The organism is Pseudomonas sp. PDM15 (assembly GCF_014851565.1).
Taxonomy (GTDB): domain Bacteria; phylum Pseudomonadota; class Gammaproteobacteria; order Pseudomonadales; family Pseudomonadaceae; genus Aquipseudomonas.
The window spans coordinates 39,073-59,773 of record NZ_JACVAA010000007.1; the positions used below are offsets into that span (position 1 = coordinate 39,073).

Here is a 20,701-nt window from a genome sequence, read left to right on the forward strand (position 1 = left end):
ATGACGCAGGATGCCGTCGCCAACCCCTGGGCCGCCAAGGCCAGAGCCCTGGATCGCTATCGCTGGCTACTGCTGCGCGAGCGACATGGCCTGGCTGGCAGCGCCCTGCGCTTCGCCCGCGAGGCGCTGAGCGACTGGTGGTTCGGCGTGCGCGCGAACTCGCGGCTAGCCGAGGCGGGGCCCGTCGAACCCTGCGATTTCCTGCTGCTGCAGTCGTCGCCCAAGGTGATCAAGCTGCAGCGCAAGAAACTGCTGATCGAGGCGCTGCGCGCACGCGGCCATCGCCTGATCGAGACCGCGCTGCGGGAGCCCAGGGTTCTCCTGCGCGAACGCCAGCTCAGCCGCCCGCCATTCCGTGTGCCGACCCGCTACTTCGGTATCGCCGCCCATGCCCAGTGGCTGGTGGAGCACTATCAGCCACGGGTGTTGCTCAACGATCGCAACGGCAGCCTGTACTCCCCCTTCCTGCGTCTGGCCCTGAACGCCAGGCAGAGCGTGCTCGTGCACCTGGCCCATGCCACCACCGGTGAAGGCTCGCGGCGCCTGGGCATGAACGACTACGACTATTACTTCCTGTTCGGCCAGAGCTCGCTGGATGCCTTGCAGGCGCGCGAGTTGCGTTTCGGCACCTCGACGGCGGTGCTGGCCGGCTCGCACATGATCGACAAAGCCTTCGATCTGCCGCCGGCCGACCCTGCGCGGCGGGTGATGCTGGTGCTGGGCGTCGGTCCGGACAAGGAGAAGGAAGCCGGCTACCAGCGCACCTATGCCCTGTTGCGCGACTGGGCGGCGCGCAATCCCGACTACCAGATTCTGATCAAGGCCCATCCGCGCAGCCAGGTGCCGTTCTGGCAGGAGGCGGCCGGTGTACTCGACAACGTCAGCGTGCTGCCCCGCGAATCCAGTCTGGCACAGGCGCTTGAACAGGCCTCGGTGGTCATCAATATCATGTCCAATGCGGTGATCGAGGCGGGGCTGGCGGCTCGGCCGGTGATCTCGGTCAATCTGAGCGAGGATGCCGATATCTTCGGTCAGCGCACCTTCTTCGGTGACGTGCTCAGGGGTGTGGATGAGCTGAGTAGGCGTTTGGACGCGCTGGAAAAGGACTATGCGTCAGCGGTGGTCCAGTCCAGGGATTTTGGCCATTTTCACTTGGCGCATGGCAGCAGCGGGCTCGAAATCAATTTGCAGATACTCGAGCAACTGCTGCGCAGGGAGGGGCTGCCGGTACAGGTGGAGTCACGCGCTCTGCTCGCCACTGTCTGAATTTTTACCGTGCTTTATTGCCGCCGGCGGATGACCGGCCCGGATTTCCTGTCGTGGATATGACAATGACCCAGTTCTTATTCTTCTCCCTGGCCAAGCACCAGCGCATCTATTTCCAGCGCCTGCTCGACGAGACCGAGCTTCAAGGCAAGGTTGTAGCGCCGCGGAACATGCCCTGGCCCCGGCCATGGCAGTGGGGACAGGTCGCTCGGCGCATCGACTGGACTCATCTGGTCGAAGAGAAATGTCAGGAGCGGCGGGTCAAGCGCAAGTATCAGGGCGTGCTCTATCGCCTGCTGCTGCGTCTCGAACTGGCCTTCATGGCTCTGCGTGCCGAGGCTCTGCTCAGGCGCGATCGCCCCACCAACGTGGTCATGTGGAACGGCTCGCATCGCTATTGCCAGCTGTTGCTGGCATTGCTGCCGGAAGGCTGTGGCACCTTTTTCTTCGAGAACGGCCTGCTACCCGATACCACCACCCTGGATTGCAAGGGGGTGAACTATCGCAATTCTGTGCCGCGTGACGCCGAGTTCTATCGCAACTACCGAGCCCCCGAGGGCGCGGTCGAGGCGCAGCTCACCCTGGTGCCGCGCAAGCCGCGCAACACCGGTCTGACTCCGATCGAGCTGCCGGAGCGCTTCGTCTTCATTCCGTTCCAGGACGATCGTGACACCCAGGTCCGGCTATTCTCACCCTGGGTGGAGAGCATGCGTCAGCTGTTCGCCCTCGGCGAGCAGCTGGCCCGCGAGACAGGACTGACGGTGGTGTTCAAGGAGCATCCGTCCAGCCGCGAGGCCTACCCCGATCTGCATGCCCGCACCCATGCGAGCCTGCTGTTCGCCAATGGCAACAGCACTCAGGAGCTGATTCAGTCCAGCCAGTTCGTGATTACCCTGAACTCCACCGTCGGGCTGGAGAGCGTGTTGCTGAACAAACCGGTGCTGACCCTCGGCCAGGCCTTCTTCAATATTCCGGGGCTGGTGGCGCATGCGGACTCGGCAGCCGAACTGCTCGAGCGAGCCTGTGCCTTCCCACATTGGTCTTTGGATCCCTTGGTGCGCGAGAACTTCCTGCGCTACATGGCGGGCGAATACTGTGTGAAGGGCGGTTGGCTGAATGCCGATCACGAGCAGTTGCAGCGGGTTGCGCAGAGAATGCTGCTACAGGCGCGCTGACATGTCGTTAGAGATACTGCGGAACCTGCCTTTTTCCCGATGGGCGTCGCTCGGCCTGCTGGTGCTGCTGGCCGGGGCGTGGTTCCTGCCGTCGAGCAAGCTCTATCACCAGTTATTGATCGCTCTGCTCTGGTTGCCGGCATTGCTGGCGCTATTGCGCAGCGATTTTCGTGCCTTGTTGTGGCAGCCGGAGCTTTTGCTGTTTGTCGCGCTCGCTTTGTGGACGCTGCTGGTATTGCTGATCAAGGGCGGAGCGGAGCCAGTCAGTGCGGCAAAAATGCCCTTCTACGTGGGGCTTTCTTTGCTTGGCATAATGCTGGCTGCACTGGACAAGCGATACACCCTGGAAAGCCAGCTGCGCTTCGTCACACTGCTCGGTGGCATTCTGGCGGCGCTGTCGGTGCTGTACTTTTATCTCTCCGGGCCGCATGCGCCGGATCAACGGCTGATCGCCATCGGTCTCTGGGATACCGCGATCATGGCGGCGCACGCCGTAGGTGCGTTGGCGGTACTGGGGGTGTTTCTGCTCCGTGGCGCAGAAGTCCGCCCATGGCTCTGGCCCTTGTTGCTGACTGCCGCTGCTGGTTATCTGATGTTTCTGGGGCTTAGCCAGACGCGCGGAGTCTGGTTGGCCATGATCGCCGTGCTTCTCGCTGTGCGCCCGACGCGTGGCAGTGTTCTGCTGGTCCTTTCGCTGGTGTTGTCGGTGATCCTGCTGTGGCTATGCGTGCCAGAGCTGTTCCTGCAGCGAGGACTGTCCTATCGACCGGTCCTGTTTATGGGGGGGCTGCACCTGCTCGAGCAGAATCTGTGGCTGGGACTGGGTTTCAATCCCTATGAGATCGCGGTGCCTGCTACCGGTGATTTCTACAAGCACCCGCATAACCTCTATCTCGATCTCGCGATCCGACTCGGTTTGCCAGGGTTGCTGCTGTTCGTTGCGCTCTGGGCCTGTGTGGCTTGGCGCGGCTGGCAGAGCCGCGAGCAGCCTATTGGGCGGGCATTGTTGGCCCTATGGCTGTTCTCCAGCGTGGCTCTGCTGACTGATGGCATCGGCCTGTGGCTAAAGCCCAACGCGGATTGGCTGATTACCTGGCTGCCAATCGCTCTTAGTCTGGTATTGGCGGTCAAAAGGAAAGAAGCCGGGTTGTGATGTAAGCGGGCTCGCGAGTTCGCACTGCCATGGAAGGAGTTAAGAAGATATGACCTCAGTCGAGGCCTTGATCGCCGCCAAGTCGTTTGCCGAGTTGCGCGGCACCTGCCGCGGGGATTTGTTCATCATCGCCTCGGGGCCTTCGGCAAAGGCATTCCCGCTGCAGCGCTACGCGCATTTGCCGATGCTGGCTCTGAACGGCTCCATCTGCGCCTTGAGCGAAGCGGGCATCGCCCCGTTCTTCTATTTGTGCGACGACAGCAGTTTCGTGCGCAACCGCTTGCCGTTGCTCCTGCGCGCCATCGAGCAGGCGCAGAACCTGGCGCTTGGCCCTCGGGTCATCGACAGCCTGCTGGGCTATGAGCCCCAGGCGCTGAGCGGACGCTCGGTCTATCGATTCGAGCGAGTCAATCGCCCTCCCGTTGACGGCAAGGCGCTGAGCGACCGCCAGTTTGCGCGCCTCGCGCGCCAGGACCCGGATCTCGAATGCGGCTTTTCATGGTTCCGTCAGAAGCCGAACAGGATCGGCTTCAGCCGTAACCTGGAGAAGGGCTACTTCAGTAGCCGTACCATCCCATACGCCGGTATCCAGTTGGCCTATCACCTTGGCTTCAGCCGGGTGTTCGTCGTTGGAATGGACCTCGACTCGAGCCTCGGACGCTTCTACGAGCAGGGCGGTGAGGCGGTGAGAAGCCGTCTGGACGGCGACTATGAGGATTACATCCTGCCGTGCTTCGAGCTGATGGCGGAGCGAGTCGTCAACCCGAATTTCCAGGTCTATAACCTGTCGCCGAATAGCCGGCTACCTTCCAGCGTGATACCTAAGCTGGAGCTGGATCAGCTGGATGCCTTGCTCTGCTCCTCGTAGGCGGCCAGCAGCTCTTCCCAGGGGAAGCCTTGCACCTTGCGGCGCTGCAGATAGCTCTGCAGGTGGCGGAAATTGCGGCGCACCAATAGGCGTCCCAGTGGGGCGCGCTTGAAGCGAATGTCCAGGAAGTCGATCAGGCCATAGCCGCCATCCGGTGTGCGCAGGACGTTACCGAGATGCAGCGAGCGGAAATAGATGCCGAGCTGGTGCAGCTTGAGGATGTAGGCGGCCAGCTCAGGCAGCAGGGCCATGAAAGTCTCGCGGGACTCGCGGAATTGACCATCCAGGGGTGTGCCCGCCAGCGGAGCATACAGGCAGGCGCTCACGGCTCGCACCTTGTCTACCCAGAACAGTTCTTCAATTCGCGGTGTCTGGATGCCCATCTGTTGCAGGCGCGAGGCGCGCTCCGCGAAGCGTTTGGCATCGGGGCGCAGTCTGGCCAGGAACGGATGGCGCCGACTGCGGAAGATTTTCAGCAAAAGGCCGTTCTCCAGCGCCACTACCTTGGGCCCCTTGGCGTCCTTCTCCAGCACCTTGCCGCTGGCTAGCCAGCTTTCCAGTTCCTGCGCTGTTACAATCCGCATCTCGTTCCTCTAGCCAGTCTATGGTGCCTTTCCGCATGGCCAATTCTACCCAGCAATCCAGCCTGAAGGTTTACCTGCGATTGCTGAAATACGTGGTGCCCTACTGGGGGCTGTTCGCCATCAGTATCCTGGGTTTCCTGATCTTCGCCTCCACCCAGCCCATGCTGGGCTACATGCTCAAGTTCTTCGTTGACGGTTTGAGCAACCCGGATGCCGGTTTCTTCGCTACGGTTCCCTACCTCAAGGACTACGCCTGGCTTGCCGAACTCAAGCTGCTGCAGGCGGTGCCGTTGTTGATAGTGCTGATCGCGGTTTGGCAGGGCCTAGGGTCGTATCTGGGTAACTACTTCCTGGCCAAGGTCTCCATGGGGCTGGTGCAGGACCTGCGTATCGCCCTGTTCAACAATCTGCTCACGTTGCCCAATCGTTACTTCGACAACCACAACTCCGGCCATCTGATCTCCCGCATCACCTACAACGTGACCATGGTGACGGGCGCCGCCACCGATGCGATCAAGGTGGTCGTGCGTGAAGGGATGACGGTGTTGTTCCTGTTCGCCAGCCTGCTATGGATGAACTGGAGACTCACGCTGGTCATGCTGGCCATCTTGCCGGTGATCGGTGTGATGGTGGGCAGTGCCAGCAAGAAGTTTCGCAAGCAGAGCAAGAAGATTCAGGTAGCCATGGGTGATGTGACCCATGTGGCTTCCGAGACCATTCATGGCTACCGCGTGGTGCGCAGTTTCGGCGGGGAAGGCTATGAGCAGGAGCGCTTCAGGGCAGCCAGTGAGGCCAACAAGGACAAGCAGCTGCGGATGGTCAAAACCAGCGCGGTGTATACCCCGAGCCTGCAACTGGTGATCTACAGCGCCATGGCCGTGCTGATGTTCTTGGTTTTGCTGTTGCGTGGAGATGCTTCTACCGGTGATCTGGTGGCCTATATCACGCTGGCAGGTTTGCTACCTAAACCGATCCGCCAATTATCCGAAGTCAGCTCCACCATCCAAAAGGGTGTGGCCGGCGCCGAGAGCATCTTCGAGCAGCTCGACGAGGAGCCCGAGGTCGATCACGGCACTCAGGAACGCGAGCGGGTCAGCGGCCGTCTGGAGGTGCGCAACCTGAGCTTCCAGTATCCGGGAGCGGAAAAGCCGGTGCTGCGCGATATCTCCTTCGTCGCCGAGCCGGGCCAGATGATCGCCCTGGTCGGTCGCTCCGGCAGCGGCAAGTCGACCCTGGCCAGCCTGATCCCGCGCTTCTATCACCATGAGCAGGGGCAGATCCTGATCGATGGCCTGGATGTCGAGGACTATCGCCTGCGCAACCTGCGCCAGCATATCGCCCTGGTCACCCAGCATGTCACCCTGTTCAACGACAGCGTGACCAACAACATCGCCTATGGCGACCTCGCGGGGGCCCCGTTCGAGCAGGTGCGCCAGGCGGCCGAGGCGGCCTATGCGTCCGAGTTCATCGACAAGCTGCCGCAGGGCTTCGATACCCTGGTCGGCGAGAACGGTGTGCTGCTCTCGGGTGGCCAGCGTCAGCGCCTGGCCATCGCCCGCGCGCTGTTGAAAAACGCTCCGCTGCTGATTCTCGACGAGGCCACCTCGGCGCTGGATACCGAGTCCGAGCGCCACATCCAGGCTGCCCTGGATCAGGTAATGAAGGGGCGTACCACGCTGGTGATCGCCCATCGTCTGACCACCATCGAGAAGGCCGACCTGATCCTGGTGATGGACCAGGGCGAGATCGTCGAGCGTGGCAGCCACGCCGAGCTGTTGGCGCAGAACGGCTACTACGCCCGCCTACATGCCAAGCAGTTCGAGGATGGCGGCGAGCAGCCGCTGGAGCAGGAGTCCGTGTAAGAGCGCCGTCCCGCGCGCGGACGGCACCTGTCATCGGTAATTCCCTTGCGGCCAGGCGCTGTTCGGGCGAGCGGAGGCCGGCCGGCGGGCCTCGCATGCTATGATCCGCGGCGATTTTATTGCTGCCCTGTCGAGAGTTCAGTGTCCATGAAGCTGTCCATGCCCCGTTACGATCAAGCCCCCGTTCTGGTGGTGGGCGATGTCATGCTCGACCGTTACTGGCATGGCGGTACGTCGCGCATCTCGCCGGAAGCGCCGGTGCCGGTGGTCAAGGTCGAGCAGATCGAGGATCGTCCGGGCGGCGCCGCCAACGTCGCGTTGAACATCGCCGCCCTTGGCGCGCCCGCGTTGCTGGTGGGCGTGACCGGCGAGGACGAGGCCGCCAACAGCCTCACCGATAGCCTCAACGCCGCCGGCGTACGGGCGCACTTCCAGCGCATCGACGACCAGCCGACCATCGTCAAGCTGCGCGTCATGAGCCGTCACCAGCAACTGCTGCGCATGGACTTCGAAGAACCCTTCCGTACCGATGCCGCTGCCCTGGCCAAGGACGTCGACGGCCTGCTCTCCGGGGTCAAGGTGCTGGTGCTGTCCGACTACGGCAAGGGCGCGCTGCAGAACCACCAGGCGCTGATCCAGCTCGCTCGCGCCCGCGGCATCGCCGTGCTGGCCGACCCCAAGGGCAAGGATTTTTCCATCTACCGCGGCGCCAGCCTGATCACTCCCAACCTCAACGAGTTCGAGACCATCGTCGGGCCCTGCACCGACGAGGCCGAGCTGGTGGCCAAGGGCGCCAAGCTGATGCGCGAGCTGGAGCTGGGAGCGCTGCTGGTGACCCGCGGCGAGCATGGCATGACCCTGCTGCGCCCGGACCACGCGCCGCTGCACCTGCCGGCCCGCGCCCGCGAGGTGTTCGATGTGACCGGCGCCGGCGATACGGTGATCTCCACCCTGGCTGCCTCCATCGCCGCCGGCGAGGACCTGCCGCAGGCCGTGGCTCTGGCCAACCTGGCTGCGGGTATCGTGGTCGGCAAGCTGGGCACCGCCGCCATCAGCGCCCCTGAACTGCGCCGCGCGGTACAGCGCGAGCAGGGCTCCGAACGCGGTGTGCTGGGCCTGGAGCAGCTGCTGGTGGCCATTGAAGACGCCCGCGCCCATGGCGAGAAGATCGTCTTCACCAACGGCTGCTTCGACATTCTGCATGCCGGTCACGTGACCTACCTGGAGCAGGCTCGTGCCCAGGGCGATCGCCTGGTGCTGGCGGTAAACGACGACGCCTCGGTGTCGCGCCTCAAGGGCCCCGGTCGGCCGATCAACTCGGTGGACCGACGCATGGCTGTGCTCGCCGGGCTCGGCGCGGTGGACTGGGTGGTGAGCTTCAGCGAAAACACTCCGGAGAACTTGCTGCGCGCGGTACAGCCTGATGTGCTGGTGAAGGGCGGCGACTACGGCATCGACCAGGTAGTCGGCGCCGATATAGTGCGCGCCTATGGCGGCGAGGTGCGGGTGCTGGGGCTGGTGGAGAACAGCTCGACCACCGCCATCGTCGAGAAGATCCGCAGCAAGTGACAGTCGCGGCCACCCTCGGTGGCCGCATTCTCTTTACCCGGCCAGGCGGCCGGGTTCCTTCTCCGCCTGACTCAGGCGCGCCTGCCAGTCCTTCCAGTGGATGCGCTCGTCGCGCACCAGCCAGCCGTCCTGGGCGGCGAAGCTTTCCGAGAGCCGGATGCCGCGCGTGCTGGTCGGCAGCAGCGTGCCCTTGCGCAGGATGAACAGCTCGGCACCGGGTTTGCCGTGCTGCAGCGGCAGCAGGTAGATATCCGGGCGGCGGCGCTCCAGGCGCGCCACCAGCTCCTCGCCCTCCATGCGCTCATCGACATGGAACAGGCTGGGCTGGCGGCAGTCCTTCGGTAGCTCCAGGCGCAGATCGTAGACCAGTTGCAGCGAGGCGGTGGGCAGGTGCACGTAGGCGCGTGGGCGCTCCATCAGCATCAGGTTGCCGCATTGCACCGGGCGTGCGGCGCCGGACAGCGGGCTGAGGCGAAAGTGGTCGCTCTCGCGGTAGCGCAGCGCGCCCTGGTAGGGCGTCGGCAGCCAGGTGTCGGCGTAGCGGCCAGCCAGCCAGGTGCTGTCGTTTTCGAGCAGGCATTCCTCGGCGACTTCCTGGATGGCGGTGAGCAGCGGCAGGTTCAGCTCATGGGCCGGTACATAGCCGGAGATCAGCTTGAGCACCACGTCGCCGCGATCCGGGCGCTGCTGGCGTACCAGCAGCCAGTAGTCGCGGCCCTGCCAGGCCAGGGTCAGGCGCACCGAGACGCCCAGATTGGCCAGCTCCAGGGCGAAGCGCTGGCTGTCCGCGACCTGCACCGGGCGGCGCCGCTCGAGCATCTGGGCGAAGTTCAGCGGCAGGCCGAGGCCGCGGTAGCTGAGCGCGTCCGCGCTGGCTTCGACATGCAGCGGCAGCGTCTTGAAATGACCGGGGGCTTTGCGGGCCAGCAGTCTCGACATATCGGCTCCTCAGGCGGCAGCCGTGGGGCTGCGGCGGATGGATGGGCGTATGTCGGTTCAGACCGCGCCCGGAGCCCTGCAGTTTAGCCGCGGATCACCGCGGCGGCGGTGGCCGCGTTTGCCGCCAGATGTTGCGGGTTGATGGTGCCGACGATGGCGGCGGTGACGCCGGGGTGGCCGAACACCAGCTCGAAGCTGGCGCGCACCGGGTCTGCCCCGGCGAGTACCGCATGCCCGCTGGCCAGGGCTTTCTTGACCAGGATGCCCTTGTGATAGGCGGCGGCATGGTCGAGCACGGCGCGTTCGCCCTGCTCGGCCAGGTTGTAGGTGACCATGGCGCAGTCGCCCCGCTGCAGGGCCAGCAGGCCCCCTTCCACGGTCTTGCCGGACAGGCCGAAGGCTCGAATCTTGCCCTCGCGCTTGAGCTCGGCCAGGGTCTCGTACAGGCCGCTTTCGCGCAGGATGGCGACGTCGTTGCCATCCGAATGGACCAGCAGCAGGTCGATGCGGTCGGTCTCCAGGCGCTGCAGGCTGCGCTCCAGGGAATAGCGCGCATGGCGCGGTGAGAAGTCGAAGCTGGACTGGCCGCCGATGAATTCCTCGCCGACCTTGCTGACGATCACCCAGTCCTCACGCTGGCCGCGCAGCAGCGGGCCGAGGCGCTCCTCGCTGACACCGTAGGCCGGTGCCGTGTCGATCAGGTTGATGCCCAGGCCTCGCGCCTGGTCGAGCAGGGCGCGGGCGGCGGCGTCATCGGGGATGGTGAAGCCGTTGGGGTACTTCACGCCCTGGTCGCGGCCCAGCTTGACCGTGCCCAGACCCAGCGGCGAGACGATCAGGCCGCTGTCGCCCAGCGGGCGGTGCAGGTCGTGCAGGCTCATGGCAGCAGCTCCTCCCACACCGGCCTGGCCAGCGGCGGGCGTGGCAGTGCGGGCAGGGGCTCGCCGGCCAAGGGCTGTATACCGTCGCGCTGCAGCGCCGCGATGACCCGGTCGGCGAAGTCCGGCGACAGCGCCAGCTTGGTCGGCCAGCCCACCAGCAGGCGGCCCTGGTCGGCGAGGAAGGCGTTGTCCGGGCGTACCAGCCCGGACTGCGCCGGTTCGGCGCGGTCGACGCGCAGGGTGGCCCAGCGGGCGCTGGACAGGTCGACCCAGGGCAGCAGATCGCCCAGTTCCTTCTGTGCGGCGCGAATCTGGGCCGCCTCGTCGCGGGCCACGCCATCGGCCTCGGCGATGTCGCCGCCCAGGTACCAGACCCACTGGCCGTCGGCGGCCGGGTGGCTGGTCACGGTGATGCGCGGCTTCGGCCCGCCGCCCAGGCAGTGGGCATACAGCGGCTTCAGGCTCGGGCCCTTGACCAGCACCATGTGCAGCGGACGCAGCTGCTGCCTGGGTTGCTCCAGGCCAAGGCTGGCGAGCAACTCGGCATTGCCGGCGCCGGCACTGAGCACGATGCGCTGGGCGCGGATCTCGCGACCGTCGATCTGCAGACCGATCACATCCCCGCCCTCACGCAGCGGTGCGATTTCGCGAGCAGCCAGCAGGCTGTCGCCAGCCAGTTCGGCCAGGCGGGTGATCAGGCTGGACACGTCGAGCACCAGCTCGGCCAGGCGGTAGACTTTGCCCTTGAACTTTGGGTGTTGCAGCGCTGGCGGCAGCTGGTCGCCCTTGACCTGGTCGACCCTGCCGCGTACCGCCTTGCTGGCGAAGAAGCTGGTCAGGTTGCCGGCCAGGGTGCCCGGCGACCACAGGTAGTGGGCCTCGGACAGCAGGCGCACGCCGGAGAGGTCCAGCTCGCCATTGCCGGCCACGGCCTCGCGCCAGCGTCGCGGCATGTCGGCGATGGCTTCCGAGGCGCCGGTCAGCGCGCCGTGCAGGGCGTACTTGGCGCCGCCATGGATGATGCCCTGGGACTTCAGACTCTGTCCGCCGCCGAGACTGGCGCTTTCCACCAGAACGGTGGAGTAGCCGAGCTGGCGCAGGCGGGCATTGAGCCAGAGGCCGGCGATACCGCCGCCGACGATCAGGATATCGGTGCTGAGGGATTGGGACATGCCGGGGCTCGCTGTGGAACAGGCGCGCAGTATAACCCGCGTCCGTCAGTGCCCGGTGCTGCCGGAGAACAGCTGGATCACCAATACCCCGGCGATGATCAGGCCGATGCCGGCCAGGGCGGCCAAGTCGAGCTTCTGGCCGTAGATCAACAGGCCGGCGATACTGATCAGCACGATGCCCAAACCCGACCAGATGGCGTAGGTGACGCCCACCGGGATGCTCTTCATCACCAAGCTGAGCATCCAGAAGGCGATGCCATAGCCGACCACCACCAGGATCAGCGGCAGCGGTTTGCTGAAGCCCTCCACGGCCTTGAGCGCGGTGGTGGCGATGACTTCGGCGACGATGGCGATGGCCAGGTACAGATAACCGCTCATGGGCTTCTCCTTGGGACGGGGCGCATTGTGGCACGCCCCTTTGCTAAGCTGCGCGCCCATGAATAGAACCCTCTACACCCTGATCCTGCACCTGGCCCTGCCGTTCATCTTCCTGCGCCTGCTATGGCGTGCCTGGCGCGCGCCGGCCTACGGCGCGCGCATCGGTGAGCGTTTCGCCGTCGGCCTACCGGCCTTCAGGGCCGGCGGTATCTGGATCCACGCCGTGTCGCTGGGCGAGAGCATCGCCGCCGCGCCGCTGATCCGTGAGTTGCTGGCGCGTCACCCCGAGTTACCGATCACCGTCACCTGCATGACCCCGACCGGCTCCGAGCGCATCCAGGCGCTGTTCGGCGAACGCATCCAGCATTGCTACCTGCCGTATGACCTGCACTGGGCCTGCGCGCGCTTCCTCGATCGCCTGCAACCGAAGCTGGCGGTAATCATGGAGACTGAGCTGTGGCCCAACCATATCCACGCCTGCCATCGGCGTGGCATTCCGGTGGCGCTGGCCAATGCGCGCCTGTCCGAGCGCTCGGCGCGCGGCTATGCACGTTTCGTCAGGCTCACCGCGCCGATGCTGGGTGAGCTAGATCTGATCGCCGCGCAGACCGAAGTCGAGGCAGAACGCTTTCGCCAGCTGGGTGCTCGCCCGACGTGCGTCGAGGTGACCGGCTCGATCAAGTTCGATCTCAGCGTCGATGCTGAACTGCCGCGCCGCGCCGCCGCGCTGCGTGAGCGCTGGGGTGCGGCCAGGCGGCCGGTGTGGATCGCCGCCAGCACCCATGCCGGCGAGGACGAGGTGATGCTGCAGGCTCATCGCCGGTTGCTCGACGAGCATCCCGAGGCGCTGCTGATCCTGGTACCGCGCCATCCCGAGCGCTTCGACCAGGTGTTCGAGCTGTGCCGTCGCGAAGGTTTCACCACGGTACGCCGCTCCACGGCAGAGGCGCCGGGCGCCGAGGTTCAGGTGCTGCTCGGCGATACCCTGGGCGAGCTATTGTTCCTCTATGCCCTGGCCGATCTGGCGCTGGTCGGTGGCAGTCTGATCGCCAATGGCGGGCACAATCTGCTGGAGCCGGCGGCGCTGGGCAAGCCGCTGCTCAGCGGCCCGCATCTGTTCAACTTCCTGGAGATCGCCGCTCAGCTGCGTGGTGCGGGTGATCTGTTGGAGGTGGAGGATGCGGCCCAGTTGCATGCGGCGCTGCGCATGCTGTTCGCCGATCCGGCGCAGGCGCAGCAACGAGCGGCGGCCGGGCTGGCGGTGATGCGAGCCAACCAGGGCGCGCTGGCGCGTCTGCTCGGTGGGCTAGAGCGCTTGCTGGCGCGGGCGTAGCAGCGCGCGCAAGGCCGCACCGGTACAGGCCAGGGCCAGGCAGGGCAGCCAGACCCAGCGTGCCTCCGAGATCAGCACGTCCAGCCCGCGCTGGCTGAAGAAGCCATGCACGAAGGGCGAGACCTCGATCGGTCGCCAGGGCAGAAAGAAGCGCTGCTCGCTCCAGGGCCACAGCCAGGCCACGCCCAGGCCGCCGTCGGTAGCGGCATCCAGCAGGCTGTGCGAGGCGGTGGCCAGGAAGATCCACAGGAAGGCCCTGAGCGGTCCGCAGTCGAGCAGGCGGCAGCACAGGGCGCCAAGCACTCCTGTCAATCCGGCGAATAGTAGCGAGTGACTGAAGCCCCGATGGCCGAAGGCGTCGGCATAGGCGATGCCGAACTTGAAGGCCAGCACATCGGTATCCGGCAGCAGGGTGAACAGCAGGCCCGCCAACAGCAGGCGCGGCGGCACGATGCGCGGGCCGAGGGCGACACCCAGTGCCAGCAGCGGCAGCGGGTGGCTGATCAGGGTGGTCACGAGTGTTCGTGCATGCGCGCCAGTTGTCGCTCCAGCAGCGACGGGTAGGGCTCGAGCAGGCGTTCGACGCAGCTGGCGCCCTCTGGGCTGGCGATGGCACGGATGCGCGCGCGCTGGCGCAGCAAGGGGTCATCAGCGACGCTGCGCTGCACCAGCAGCAGGTTGCGGCTGTGCTGGGCCAGGGCCAGGGCATCCTGGGCCGCCTCGCTGAGTAGCACCTCGGCCTGGCTCGGGCTGATTTCCTCGTCGCTACGGGTCAGGCCCAGCTGCAGTTGCAGGGTGATGCCGCTGTCGGCCACCTCGATCTGCAGGGCGTGGCCTAGGGCGCGCAGCAGCTCGCCGCAGCACAGGGCGTGGGTCAGGTAGTCCTCGCCGCTCTGCGCGCTGTCGAACAGCAGCAGGCTGCTGCCGTCGTTGAGGGTGAACAGCTTGCCCTGATACAGCGCGGCGGCCTGTTCCAGGCAGTCGCGGTAGCGCTGCAGCAGTTCCATCAGGCGCGCGCGCGGCAGATGACGCAGCTGCTCCTGGGCGCCCAGCTGGATGGCCAGCACGGCGCTGCAGATCTGCTCTTGCGGCTCGAACGCAGTGACCGGTGGCGGCAGCGGCTCAGGCTCTGGCTCCTGGACATCCTGATGCAGATCGCGCAGGTCGGCGAAAGGATCGTCTTCGTCGTGGCGTACGGTCGGCGCAGGGCGTGGCGCCGGTGCGGCGAATTCGTCCTGGTAGTCGTCGCTGTCGGCGCGCAGGTTCGATACGTCGAAGCCCGGTTCGCGCGGCTCGTCCTCGTGGAAGTCCTGCTCGTCATGCAGATCGAGGTCGGCGTACTCATCATGCTCTTCGAGCTGTGGCTCGGGTTCCGGCTTCTCCGGTACCAGGCGAGCCTGTAGCTGGCGGGCGAGGTCGCCGATCTCGTCCTGGCGGCCGGCGCCGGGAGCGGGGTCGTCCGGATCGCGCAGCCACACGCGCAACTGCATCAGCGGCGTGGAGATATGCCGGCCGAGGCGTAGGCTCAGGGACATGGCCAGGGCCAGCAGGATCAGGCTGAGCAGGCCCATGCTCTGCAGACTGATGGTCATCGGTTGCTGGAACTGCTGCATGTCCAGGCTGATGCGCAACTGGCCGGCGATCACTTCCTGGAAGGTGATCGGAGTGGAGTACAGTCCGTCGGCTTCGCCGAGGATGCTCTGGGTCGGGCGCGATCCGGCCTCGGCGAGGATGCGGTTGTCCACGCTGTAGATGGCGGCATGGGCCACCAGCGGGTTCTTCGCCAGGTTGCTGAGCAGCACGTTGAGGCTGAGGATGTCGTTGGACACCAGCAGCTCGGTGGCCGAGGCGGCGGTCTGCACGGTCAGGCTCTGGCCGAGGGCGTCGGCCTGCTGCTGCATGGCCTGCTTGAACTGCATGCCCATCACCCAGGCGTAGATCACCAGCGCCAGGGCGACCAGCAGCAGACTGTGGCTGGCAATGCGCAGGGCGAGCGGCACGCGGCGCTGGCGCAGGGCATTGAACAGCAGCAGGAAGAAATTGTCGGGCTTGACCTGAACGGGCCGGTTCACAGAGCGCGGCTCTTATCGACTGGAATTGCCGCGCAGTATAACCACCACCCCCAGGCGGGCAAAGCGCCGCCCGTGCCATGGGCCGGGCGAAACGGGTTAGAATGTGCGCCTTTTCGCTGACCCATTTGCAAGCTGGAGTGTGCGCCTTGCGCGAAATCGTCCTGATCAACATCACCGGGGAAGATCGCCCGGGCCTGACCGCGGCCATCACCGGCGTGCTGGCGCAGGGCGGGGTGAACATCCTCGATATCGGCCAGGCGGTGATCCACGACACCCTGTCGTTCGGCATCCTGGTCGAGATCCCGGATACCGAGCAGGCCTCCTCGGTGCTCAAGGACGTGCTGTTCACCGGCTACGAACTGGACCAGCAGGTGCGCTTCACCCCCGTCTCCGAGGCGGACTACCAGCAGTGGGTCGGCGGCCAGGGCAAGACCCGCTACATGGTCACGCTGCTGACCCGCAAGGTCACCGCCGAGCAGCTGCAGCGGGTCAGTTCGATCACCGCCAAGTACGGCTTGAACATCGACCATATCGATCGCCTGTCCGGGCGCATGCCGCTGGACATGCCGGCGGATCAGGGCAAGGGCTGCATCGAGTTCTCCGTGCGCGGCGAGCCGGCCGATGTCGACGCGCTGCGCGCCGAGTTCCTTAGCGTGGCCCAGGAACTCGATGTCGACATCGCCTTCCAGCGCGACTCGGTGTTCCGCCGCAATCGCCGCCTGGCGGTGTTCGACATGGATTCCACGCTGATTGAGGCGGAAGTCATCGACGAGCTGGCCAAGGCGCATGGCGTCGGCGACAAGGTGTCCGAGATTACCGAGCGTGCCATGCGTGGCGAGCTGGATTTCCGCGCCAGCTTCAAGGAGCGCATGGCGCTACTGCAGGGGCTGCCGGAAACCGTACTGGCCGAGATCGGCGCCTCGCTGCGCCTGACCGAGGGCGCCGAAGTGCTGTTCGCCGAGCTCAAGCGCCTGGGCTACAAGACCGCCATTCTCTCAGGCGGCTTCACCTATTTCGCCAGGCAGCTGCAGGCCAAGCTGGGCATCGACTATGTGTTTGCCAACGAGCTGCAGATAGTCGATGGCAAGGTCACCGGCGTGGCGATCGAGCCTATCGTCGATGCCCAGCGCAAGGCCGATCTGTTGCGCGAGCTGGCCGAGAAGGAAGGCCTGCGCCTGGAGCAGACCATCGCCGTGGGCGATGGCGCCAACGACCTGCCGATGCTCGGCCTGGCCGGTCTCGGCGTGGCCTTCCGCGCCAAGCCGCTGGTCAAGCAGTCGGCCAAGCAGGCGATTTCCACCCTGGGCCTGGATGGCATCCTCTATCTGCTCGGCTTCCGTGATCGCGACGGCCAGGACTGATCGAACTGCAATGAAAAAGCCCCGCGATCGCGGGGCTTTTTTGTGGGGCGGGATTATTCGTCGCCGGCGGAGAAGTCGTAATCCATCGACTGGCTCGGGCCCTGCAGGTAATGGCCCTGGATGTAGTTGACCCCGGCCTGCCAGAGGGTCGCCAGTACGGTGGCGCTCTCCACGCAGGGTACGATGGTCAGCTTGGCCTGGGCGTGCAGGCTGGCCAGCAGCGTCTTCAGCGCCTCCTGGTTCTCCGCGCTGGACAGGTCCTGGGAGAAGGAGCCGTCGACCTTCACGAAGTCCACATGGAGGTGCTTGAGCGTATTGAACGGATTGATGGCGCAGCCGAACTGGCCGAGGGCGACCTTGCAGTGCAGCTCAGCCAAGCCCTGGGTGAGGGCCTTGGCCTGCTTGAGGTAGGCCACCGCGTCCGGTTCGCTGATCTGGAACACCAGCGAGTCCGACGGCAGGCGCGCCGCCTTGAGCGCCACGCTGAGCCAGGGCAGCAGGGTCTGGTCCTGCAAGCTGTTGGCCGACAGGTGCACGAACAGGCGGGTGTTGTGGCCCTTGCTGCGGTGCTCGGAGAGCAGCTTGACCGAGTTGAGCACCACCCAACGGTCGATCTTCTCGGCCAGGCCGGCGTCCTTGGCGGCGGCGAGGAAGTCCGCCGCCGGCACTTCTTCGCCCTGCGGACTGAGCAGGCGCAGCAGCACCTCGTAGTGCTCGTCACTGTCGCCGCGCAGGCTGATGATCGGTTGGAACAGCAGGCGGAAGCTGTTGTTATCCAGCGCCTGCTGGACCATGGCCACCAGGTTGCCACGATTGGCCGCAGCGGCCAGCTCGTCGGCCGGGTTGTAAATCTTGATGCCGTTGGCTTCGATTTCATCGGCGCAGCGGTGCGCACGATCGATGACTTCCTGGGCTTTGCTGGTCTGCTCACTGAGGCCGGCGACGCCGATCGACAGGGTGGTCTGTACGGTGCGCCCGGCGATATCGAACAGGTGTCCCTCGGCCTTCTTCAGTAGGCCGGCCAGCTGCTCCTGGCTCTGCTGGGGCGCCATGCCCGCCAGCAGAACGGTGAACACGTCATCGCCGAAGCGTGCCAGTTGGCCGGCCTCACCGAAATGATTGCGCAACATGGTGGCGAGGTCGGTCAGCAGCAGGTCGATGCCGGCCAGGCCAACCTCGCTTATCACCTCGCTGTAGCGGTCGATGCGGATGTATCCGAGGCTGGCGACCTGGCCCTCGGTGATCGCCCGCTGCGCCGCCGTATCCATCAGCTCAAGGAAATACGGGCGGTTATACAGGCCGGTGACCAGGTCTTGGCTACTGATCTCACGCAGTCGCTCTTCGAGTTCGGCGTTGTCGTTCTCGGCGCGGATCACCACCTGGATGCACGGCTCGCCGTCATAGGTGGCCGGGGAAAACGACATGCGTGCTGCGAAGCGCTGGCCATCGGGCTTGACTCCGCCGCAGCTGAGTTCGGCACTGCCCTCTCCGTTGGCATAGCTCTTCAGGAAGTCCTTGAAACGGGTCTGATCCTCGCCGGCGATCAGGTCGATCATCGGCATGCCTTCCAGCTCGTCCGCGTCTTCGTAGTCGAACAGCTTGAGATAGGCGCGGTTGGCATAGATGTGCATGCCGTCGTGGACGTAGGTGATGGCGTCCACCGAGCTGTCCAGCAGCAGCTGGCAGCGCTTCTCGGCTTCGCGCAGGGCCACTTCGGCGGCGCGGCGGGCACGGCGCTCCTCGAGGTTGGCCAGCTCGCGATTGGCCACCAGAATCAGGCGTTCGTCATCGCCTTGCGGCAGGGCGTCCTGGGCGCCGAGCATCAGGGCTTCGGTGATGGCATCGGACTCGTTGTCGGCCACCAGCTGGATCACCGGAATATCCTTGGCCTGACGGCGGATGGCGGTGATCGCTTCGTTGGGGTCGATGTGTTCGCTGGTCGGCGCGCTGATCAGTAGATCCCAGCTCTGTTGCAGGGCTTCTGCCAGATTATCGCTGGACGTGATGCGGTGAACGCGGGTGGCTCGTCCGGCATTGCGGAACAGGCTGACCAGGCGTTCGGCCTCGTTCTGCGAATCCTCGAGGATCAGCAGCCGTATGGTTTTTTTTTCGATGGCCATGAGGTTTTGCTTGGAAGGCGCCGAAGAGCGGGCGCAAAAAGGCGACGGATGGTCTGTTCCGGCAATCTACAGCGACTTCCAGAGTGAGTCAAAGTCTTCATCCCCGCCCTTGCCAGGCTCCTTCGGTGCTGTGACGGAGGTCCCGGATGGGGCCTTGGTCTCGTCCAGTGCGCGGTACTCGAACTGGCTGAAACTGCCGGTGCTGGTCTGCTTGCGACTGAGTATGGCGCGGGTTTCGTCGCCATTGTGGTTGATCACCACCTTGTTGCTCTCCTGGAAGGGCAGGCGAGGTGTGATCAGCGTAGCCGGGCGCGAGATCACGCGAATCTCCGGCAGCAGCAGGGCACGCAGGTACTGGCTGTTCTGTTCGCTCTTGCGTACCAGTTGGACACCGCAAGGCTGTGCATGGGGCGCGATCAACTCGATGCCCATCTGGGTACCGCCGCCGCGTACCTGGCGGATCCAGCGCACCAGCGCCACGCTCCAGCCCTGATCGGGGGCGTCCTGGGTGCCCAGCAGTTCGCCCGCCTGCAGCTGCACCGGGACTTCCTTGGGCCAGCTCAGGCAATAACCGCCCGGGCTGTGATTAACGATAGGCAGCTCGTAGCTGGGATAGGCGTCCGTCACTTCCTCGACGGGTTGCTCCCCGGCCTTCGCGGACTTGTACTGGATCTCCTCCATGGGAATGCCGTGTTCCCATTGGCTCTCGCGTTGGGCATCGAAGGCCACTGCCCAGACATCCGGGCCGCTGCCCGAGCCCAGTTTGTTGGCCTTGAACTGGGCGCTGCGCGGCGCCTCCTCGTGCTTCAGTACCTCGGAGAAGCTGCGCTTGCCGGCCAGATTGAAGTGCACGGCCGACATGCCGATGCACAGGGTCAGGCTGCCGCGGCCCGGGTTGCGCTGGAAGGTGCGCTCGGCGATGTCGCCCCAGGCCGAGGCCAGGTGCTGCAGCAGGTCCGGCGGCATGCCTTCGGGTACCTGCAGGCGGCGTGGTTCGCTGCTGTCCGGCGGCAGCAGGAGATGTTCCTTGAGGGCATCAACCAGCGCATGCGGATCGAGGCCCAGCAGGTTGTGCAGTTCGGCGTCACCGAACAGCGACTTGTAGCGGGGCGGGCCATCCAGTTGCGGGGCGATGGCGAACAGGCTGTTCGGATCATCGGCGCGGTGCAGGCTGGCTAGCGAGCTCCAGCTTTCCAGGGCCTCGGCCAGGCGCGCAATGCCACTCTGGCGCATCTGATTGCAGCGCGCGCAGCCGAGCAGCAAGGCGCCGAGGTAGATCTGCTCCTGGCTAAGGCTCTTGCCATTGCGGGCCAGGCCATCGCGCACCTGTACCTGCTGCAGGCCATGCAGGCGAGCGATGCGGTACAGCTGGTGCAGTTCCAGCCACAGGCCTTCGGGGACCGGGCAGTACAGCTGACTGGCGCGCATCAGTGGGCCGCACAGGGCATGGCTGGCACGCTGCAGGGCAACGGTCAGCAGCTGTGCGCGCTCCTTGGCGAAGCGTGGCAGTTCCTGGGTGATGATCAGCTTGTAGCCGATGGCCATGTGGTTCTGCAGGGCCTGGCACAGGTTGGCCACCTTGCGCGGACGCTCATCGAGCACGATGGACTGATTGAGGAAGTGGCGCTCCAGATGGCTGGTGACGAAGTACACCTCGGGGCGCAGCAGTTCGAGCAGTTGCAGGCGGTTGTCGCTGGGCGTGATCAGCTGGTTCAGCTCGATCAGGCTCTGGTACAGCTGGCGCGCGGTCTCGCCGATGTTGGCCTTGGGCAGAGCGGCGATCCAGCGCTTCAGCTCGCGCGGGTTGGCATCACAGAAGGACAGGCCCTGTCTGTCAGGAGTGGGGACGCGAAGGAGCAGGTGAGGGCTCTGTTTATCCATACCAGGGTGAGGTCCGTAACTGGCGGGGCGGCGTCCTGGCCACCGGGTTTTTTCGGAACTCTAGCAGCATCGCGGCAGGGCCGCAGC

At 65.3% G+C, this 20,701-nt stretch carries 17 protein-coding genes; 8 read left to right on the forward strand and 9 right to left on the reverse strand.

What is annotated here, in order from left to right:
* From IB232_RS18765 to IB232_RS18780, 4 genes are all read left to right on the forward strand, one after another.
* On the forward strand, window positions 1-1,266 hold the full coding sequence (locus IB232_RS18765) for a capsule biosynthesis protein (protein ID WP_192400107.1): 1,266 nt from the start codon (window positions 1-3) through the stop codon (window positions 1,264-1,266).
* A gap of 65 nt (window positions 1,267-1,331) precedes the next feature.
* A complete protein-coding gene (locus tag IB232_RS18770) occupies window positions 1,332-2,441 on the forward strand; it encodes a capsular biosynthesis protein (protein ID WP_192400108.1) in 1,110 nt (369 codons plus the stop codon).
* Window position 2,442: 1 nt separating this feature from the next.
* Window positions 2,443-3,594, forward strand: a complete 1,152-nt coding sequence (locus IB232_RS18775) for an O-antigen ligase family protein (protein WP_192400109.1) — start codon at window positions 2,443-2,445, stop codon at window positions 3,592-3,594.
* Window positions 3,595-3,661: 67 nt separating this feature from the next.
* Window positions 3,662-4,462, forward strand: coding sequence for a lipopolysaccharide core biosynthesis protein (locus IB232_RS18780; protein ID WP_192400110.1), 801 nt, complete (start codon window positions 3,662-3,664; stop codon window positions 4,460-4,462).
* Here IB232_RS18780 and IB232_RS18785 read toward each other — a convergent pair.
* Window positions 4,432-5,046, reverse strand: coding sequence for a toluene tolerance protein (locus tag IB232_RS18785; protein WP_192400111.1), 615 nt, complete (start codon window positions 5,044-5,046; stop codon window positions 4,432-4,434). The genes IB232_RS18780 and IB232_RS18785 overlap by 31 nt on opposite strands.
* A 35-nt stretch (window positions 5,047-5,081) precedes the next feature.
* On the opposite strand from IB232_RS18785, the gene msbA reads away from it, so the two are divergent.
* Window positions 5,082-6,908 carry a lipid A export permease/ATP-binding protein MsbA gene (gene msbA / locus IB232_RS18790; RefSeq protein ID WP_192400112.1) on the forward strand — a complete coding sequence of 609 codons (1,827 nt, stop codon included), beginning with the start codon at window positions 5,082-5,084 and terminating at the stop codon, window positions 6,906-6,908.
* A 147-nt stretch (window positions 6,909-7,055) separates the two neighbouring features.
* Window positions 7,056-8,477, forward strand: a complete 1,422-nt coding sequence (hldE, locus tag IB232_RS18795; RefSeq protein ID WP_192400113.1) for a bifunctional D-glycero-beta-D-manno-heptose-7-phosphate kinase/D-glycero-beta-D-manno-heptose 1-phosphate adenylyltransferase HldE — start codon at window positions 7,056-7,058, stop codon at window positions 8,475-8,477.
* A gap of 33 nt (window positions 8,478-8,510) precedes the next feature.
* Here hldE and IB232_RS18800 read toward each other — a convergent pair whose 3' ends face one another.
* The 4 genes from IB232_RS18800 to IB232_RS18815 all read right to left on the reverse strand — a co-directional run bounded on the left by IB232_RS18800 (window position 8,511) and on the right by IB232_RS18815 (window position 11,847).
* Window positions 8,511-9,416 (reverse strand): metal ABC transporter ATPase, encoded by a 906-nt coding sequence (locus tag IB232_RS18800; RefSeq protein WP_192400114.1) that lies wholly within the window; start codon window positions 9,414-9,416, stop codon window positions 8,511-8,513.
* 83 nt (window positions 9,417-9,499) lie between these two features.
* Window positions 9,500-10,297, reverse strand: coding sequence for an aldo/keto reductase (locus IB232_RS18805; protein WP_192400115.1), 798 nt, complete (start codon window positions 10,295-10,297; stop codon window positions 9,500-9,502).
* A complete protein-coding gene (locus IB232_RS18810; protein WP_192400116.1) occupies window positions 10,294-11,469 on the reverse strand; it encodes an NAD(P)/FAD-dependent oxidoreductase in 1,176 nt (391 codons plus the stop codon). The genes IB232_RS18805 and IB232_RS18810 overlap by 4 nt, the downstream gene beginning before the upstream one ends.
* Before the next feature lie 45 nt (window positions 11,470-11,514).
* Window positions 11,515-11,847, reverse strand: coding sequence for a DMT family transporter (locus IB232_RS18815; RefSeq protein WP_192400117.1), 333 nt, complete (start codon window positions 11,845-11,847; stop codon window positions 11,515-11,517).
* Window positions 11,848-11,905: 58 nt separating this feature from the next.
* On the opposite strand from IB232_RS18815, the gene waaA reads away from it, so the two are divergent.
* Window positions 11,906-13,180 (forward strand): lipid IV(A) 3-deoxy-D-manno-octulosonic acid transferase, encoded by a 1,275-nt coding sequence (gene waaA / locus IB232_RS18820; protein ID WP_192400118.1) that lies wholly within the window; start codon window positions 11,906-11,908, stop codon window positions 13,178-13,180.
* On the opposite strand, the gene IB232_RS18825 is transcribed toward waaA, so the two are convergent.
* Both IB232_RS18825 and IB232_RS18830 read right to left on the reverse strand, forming a co-directional pair.
* Window positions 13,154-13,696, reverse strand: a complete 543-nt coding sequence (locus IB232_RS18825) for a metal-dependent hydrolase (protein ID WP_192400119.1) — start codon at window positions 13,694-13,696, stop codon at window positions 13,154-13,156. The two genes, waaA and IB232_RS18825, sit on opposite strands and share 27 nt — an antisense overlap.
* A complete protein-coding gene (locus IB232_RS18830) occupies window positions 13,693-15,252 on the reverse strand; it encodes a histidine kinase (RefSeq protein ID WP_192400120.1) in 1,560 nt (519 codons plus the stop codon). Before IB232_RS18830 ends, IB232_RS18825 begins: the two co-directional genes overlap by 4 nt.
* Before the next feature lie 146 nt (window positions 15,253-15,398).
* On the opposite strand from IB232_RS18830, the gene serB reads away from it, so the two are divergent.
* Window positions 15,399-16,613 carry a phosphoserine phosphatase SerB gene (gene serB / locus IB232_RS18835; protein WP_225592422.1) on the forward strand — a complete coding sequence of 405 codons (1,215 nt, stop codon included), beginning with the start codon at window positions 15,399-15,401 and terminating at the stop codon, window positions 16,611-16,613.
* A 53-nt stretch (window positions 16,614-16,666) separates the two neighbouring features.
* On the opposite strand, the gene IB232_RS18840 is transcribed toward serB, so the two are convergent.
* Both IB232_RS18840 and IB232_RS18845 read right to left on the reverse strand, forming a co-directional pair.
* Window positions 16,667-18,733: an EAL domain-containing protein gene (locus IB232_RS18840; protein ID WP_192400122.1), complete on the reverse strand. Its 2,067-nt coding sequence runs from the start codon at window positions 18,731-18,733 to the stop codon at window positions 16,667-16,669.
* Between the two features lie 66 nt (window positions 18,734-18,799).
* Complete coding sequence (locus IB232_RS18845; protein WP_192400123.1) at window positions 18,800-20,614, reverse strand: molecular chaperone; 1,815 nt, start codon at window positions 20,612-20,614, stop codon at window positions 18,800-18,802.
* Window positions 20,615-20,701: the final 87 nt, after the last annotated feature.